Genomic DNA, 5,154 nt, shown 5'->3' with positions numbered 1-5,154 from the left:
TAGGATGAACTGTTAGCCCATCCCGCGAAAGCATATCAGAAACACTAGGAAGCCAGCTATCATTATCTAAATTGGCTAGGTATGGTAAGGCTAGATATACTTCAAAAGATCCGTCAGCCTCGTCACCGACTATACCCATAGAAAAACTCTGACCACCCAAACTCGTAACCTCAGATGTGGGAATTACGCCATCTACTCGATACCAACCATCTGGAGCATTATCACTTTGCTCTTTCGTAATGCCAATGCCCCCTCTAACCTTATTAGACCACCCAGCAATTTCGCCAAATCCCACTTGTTTACCGGAAGAAATCTTGAGCCAAGCTTTGAGATGTACGTACTTTTTGGTTAAAATGTTACCTCTGCACTCAAAGGGAAAAAGTACCATGGTGTGTGGTCCTGAATTATCCCCAGTAATTTTCAAAATCCTACCGTCAGTAAAACTAGCCCAACCATCAGCTAAACCACCTCTTTTTATTCGCGCACCTTTGTTAGTTCTGCCAAACCAATAAGGATTTTCTTCGGTTGCATCATCTACACTATCGGCAGCATTGGCTGGTTTTTTGCCTACATAGGGTCCTTCAAACCCTTTTGTGAAAGGGTGTGCTGCTTCTAAAGTAACATTCCCAAAGACACTGTACCCAGCAGGCTTGTTGCCATCGAGTATATTCATGTAGGAATTTCTGATTAGATTAGGCGGCATTGATGACCCCCTAATCATGCCAGAGGTTGTAATATTGCCATTGACAGTGAGGTTGTCTTCGATAGTCAGCGACTTTGCCTTAACAGTTCCATTTACCTCTAATTTTTCACTAGGATTATTTGTGCCAATGCCGACATTGCCAGCATTATAGTAAATCCTGTTACTATCACCATCAGACCACTTGGTTTCACCGCCAGCACTAATCCCAGTTAAACCAGAACCATCCCCTTCAAACCTAGTGGCCTTGACAGTTCCATTTACCTCTAATTTTTGCCTAGGATTATTTGTGCCAATACCAACATTACCATCCACTGTCAGAGCACCCGTGGTATGTAACGCATCATCTATCCTAAGTGACCCAGATGAATGCCCAGAGCGAATTACCCCTGTAACTTTCACTTCATCAGTGTCTTGGTCCCCCAAGGACACATTCCCAGCAATATGCTCGGTATCACGGGCAATCACATCCCCTTTTACTTCCAGGTTTCCATTCACTGTCAGGGAACCATCGATAGTCGAGTCTCCTGTCAGATTTAAGTTGGTGGCGGAAATGGTACCATCTACCTCTAACTTATCTAGGGTAGATAACTTAGCACTGGCTAGTTTCCGTACAGAATTATCCACTGTACTAACGTTACCGTTGTTGTCTAGGGTCACCCGTGCTAACCGAATCACATTATCATCGGTAGGGGCACTACCAGTTCTTACCTCCACCTTATCTTCATCACAGTGTTGCCTTTGTATACCACCGTAGATGAGAAATTTGGGACGTTCAGTGGTGCGACTGTATTTAGTTTCCTTACCTAGTCGGTAAGGCTTATCCTGAATTTCCTGATAGATGATGGTAATTTCAATAGTTGTATTGAGTGGTAATCCATCTAAGTTAATGGTTTTCGGTACAAGAGAATTGGGTAAAACAATAATTTCTCGACCATCTTTATCAATGGCCATGCCCTCACTAACCGCAATTTTTTTATCCCCGGTTTTGGTTACTTCTAATCCTGCCACCACACCCCAGTTATGGAGTAAACGATTGTGACGCAGGCGCATGTCACGATGGTAGGCTTGCTCATCGTTAAAGTCTTTTTCTACTAGAAACTGGGCAGTAAAGTAATTGGGACGTTGTATATCTGTCATAATCCTTAAGTAGTCGGACAAAACTAAAATTAACTGTTGAAATAGGGAGCAGGGAGTAGGGAGCAGGGAGCAGGGAATAGGGAACAGGGAGCAGGGAACAGGGAGCAGTAACGTCATAATAGGGAATAGGGAAGAAGTAAAAAATTCTGTTTATCTGATTAGGCTAAAAAGCGCTAGACTGACTTTTCTGTTCCAAAGTTTGTACCTTCTCCATTAGCAAAGAAATAGTATTGTTTTGCTCCTTCACCACTTTAGTTAAAACCGCTACGATATCCATCGGACTGAGGGTTTTGCGATCGCGACTTGCTACTAAATCCGGCACATCTTCCGCAATAAATCCAATGTGGGTTTCTTTTTGGTCATCTTCTTTATAGCTGAATTGGACGGGATTGAGTCCTTCCAGGGTTTCTATGGCGTCTTCTATGGCCAGGGTATTAATATTCTTTTTGAACTGTCGTGAGGATTTTTGTTGGAGATTGTTCGCTGTTATATTGCCTGTTACATGCACTCTACCATTGAAGTAGCCAGCATAATTGTTGCCAGCACCTGTAGCTTTACCGTAAACACCAAAGGAGTTACTTCCTTGACGACCTGTTACTTCACCGTAAACTCCGTAGACAGTAGATGCCCCACCATTGATAGCAGTGAAATAGCCACCATATCCAGATTTAAAAAAACCTGGCTTTGGAATTGGCTGTGGAGATTTGTCTCCTTCAATGGTATCAATAGGTCGATCAGTAGTCCCTTCAATGGTATCAACTGCCTCTACAGAGATCTCAGTTCGCTGTTCAAGAAAATCCCCAGGTTTCACAGACTCAGGACTGTTTTCTGGAGTAATGCCTCCTAAACTTGAAATCTTCTCTTTAAGACTATCATCTGTGGTATCTTTAGGCTCATCTTTAACTATAATTTCGTCGTCTGGATGTTTTTCATCTTTTACAAGGATAGAAGTTAGAAAACCCTGGAAATGACCCCTAACACCGTAGCATCGCGGAATCTTATTTACTGTTTCTGTTATGGCGAAGCTGGCACCGGATACTCCTCTTTCTTTCGATTCATTAGTTCTAGGGAGAAGGGAATTACCAACCAAAACACCGCCATTGTAGCGAATATTGTTACCAGATAATGTCTGCCACTGTCCGTCGCCACTAATCCCAGTTAAACCAGAACCATCCCCTTCAAACTTAGTGGCTTTAACAGTTCCATTTACCTCTAATTTGCTAGTTCTAATGGTGACATCACCATTGCGATAGAATATTATGCCTTTGGTCCAATCCCAATTGCCGTCAGGTTGATCACAAGTGAAGTGGAGTAAATCTCCATTCTTAAAAGTTCTTGAATGAAAAATAAACTTCTGGTTATTAACATCTTTGCCAAGAACTAAGTCACCGACAATATGCTGTGTGCTCTTAGGGGTTTTGGTACCAATCCCCACTTTGCCATCATAGTAAATGCTGTTACTATCACCATCAGACCACTTGGTTCCACCACCAGCACTAATCCCAGTTAAACCAGAACCATCCCCTTCAAACCTAGTGGCCTTAACAGTTCCAGCCACCTCTAATTTTTCAGTAGGATTATTTGTGCCAATACCGACACGGCCAGCGGTTAAATTACCTGTTACATTTGCATTACCTTGGAAGTAGCCAGCATAACTAGTTTTGCCACCACTGGCACGACCGTAGACACCATATACATTTGCACTACTATCATTATCTGCATTGGCATTAGCGTAGACACCGTATCGATTACCACTAGTACCACCTGTTGCTTGTGCATGCAAACCAAATTTATTACCATTGCCATTGCCACTTACACTACTGCGAACTCCGTAGGCAGTATTATTGCCAGTATTAGTAGCATTGAAAAAGCCACCAGATGAATCGCTACCACCAGAAGCAAAACCGTAGACACCAAATCGACTACCACTGGTACCGCCTGTTGCTCGTGCTAGTAAACCATATTTAGTGCCATTGCCATTACCACTTGCCAAGCCTTGAACTCCGTAGGAGGTAGTATTGCTAGTATTAGTAGCAGTGAAATAGCCACCATATTGAGTTTGTCCACCAGAAGCATTACCTCTGACACCAAATCGACTACCACTGGTACCACCTGTGGCTTGTGCTAGTAAACCATATTTAGTGCCATTTTCATTGCCTCCTACAGTGCTGTGAACTCCGTAGGCGTTAGTATTGCCGGTATTAGTAGCAATGAAATAGCCACCATATTGAGTTTGTCCACCAGAAGCATTACCGTAAACACCAAATCGGTTACCACTGCTACCACCCGTTGCTTGTGCATGCAAACCATATTTAGTGCCATTGCCATTGCCAACTACAACGCTTTGAACTCCGAAGGCCGTTCTATTGCCCGTATGAGTAGCAGTAAAATAGCCACCATATTGAGTTTGTCCACCAGAAGCATTACCGTAGACACCATATTGAGTTTGTCCACCAGAGGCATTACCGTAGACACCATATTGCTTACCAGCGTTATTACCTGTTGCTTGTCCATACAAAGCATATCTAGTACCATTTTCATTACCACTTATAAGGCTGTGAACTCCGACGACAGTAGTATTGCCCGTATTAGTAGCAGTTGCTCTAATAGTTCCAGCTACATCTAATTTTTGACTAGGATTATTTGTCCCAATACCAACATTGCCAGCATTATAGTAAATCCTGTTACTACCACCATCAGACCACTTTCCAGCACTAATCCCAGTTAAACCAGAACCATCTCCTTCAAACCTAGTGGCCTTAACAGTTCCAGCCACCTCTAATTTTTCAGTAGGATTTGTGATGCCAATACCTACACGGCCAGCGGTTAAATTACCTGTTACATTTGCATCACCCTCGAAGTAGCCAGCATAACTAGTTTTGCCACCACTGGCAACACCGTAGACACCGTATACAGTTGCACTGCTATCATTCTCAGCACTGGCTGTGCCGTAGACACCATATCGTTTACCACTGGTACCACCCGTTGCTTGTGCATGCAAACCATATTTAGTGCCATTTTCATTGCCACCTACAACGCTTTGAACTCCGTAGGAGGTAGTATTGCCAGTATTAGTAGCAATGAAATAGCCACCATATTGAGTTTGTCCACCAGAAGCATGACCGTGGACACCAAATCGACTACCACTGGTACCACCTGTGGCTTGTGCTAGTAAACCATATTTAGTGCCATTTTCATTGCCTCCTACAGTGCTGTGAACTCCGTAGGCGTTAGTATTGCCGGTATTAGTAGCAATGAAATAGCCACCATATTGAGTTTGTCCACCAGAAGCATTACCGTAAACACCAAATCGG

General features: G+C 43.2%; 1 protein-coding gene and 1 pseudogene. Both read right to left on the bottom strand.

Features of this window, described 5'->3' with window-relative positions; all coding sequences use genetic code 11:
- Positions 1-1,957 (bottom strand): annotated as a pseudogene (locus F6K37_RS22760) (hypothetical protein); the annotation flags it as partial.
- A 46-nt stretch (positions 1,958-2,003) separates the two neighbouring features.
- Positions 2,004-5,154, bottom strand: a 3,151-nt coding sequence (locus F6K37_RS22755; protein WP_287252300.1) for a tail fiber domain-containing protein, incomplete at its 5' end; no start/stop codon positions are given.

Source organism: Moorena sp. SIO4E2 (genome assembly GCF_010671945.1).
GTDB lineage: Bacteria > Cyanobacteriota > Cyanobacteriia > Cyanobacteriales > Coleofasciculaceae > Moorena > Moorena producens.
The sequence above is the reverse complement of the archived record's forward strand: the minus strand, read 5'-3'. Positions and strand labels throughout refer to the sequence as shown.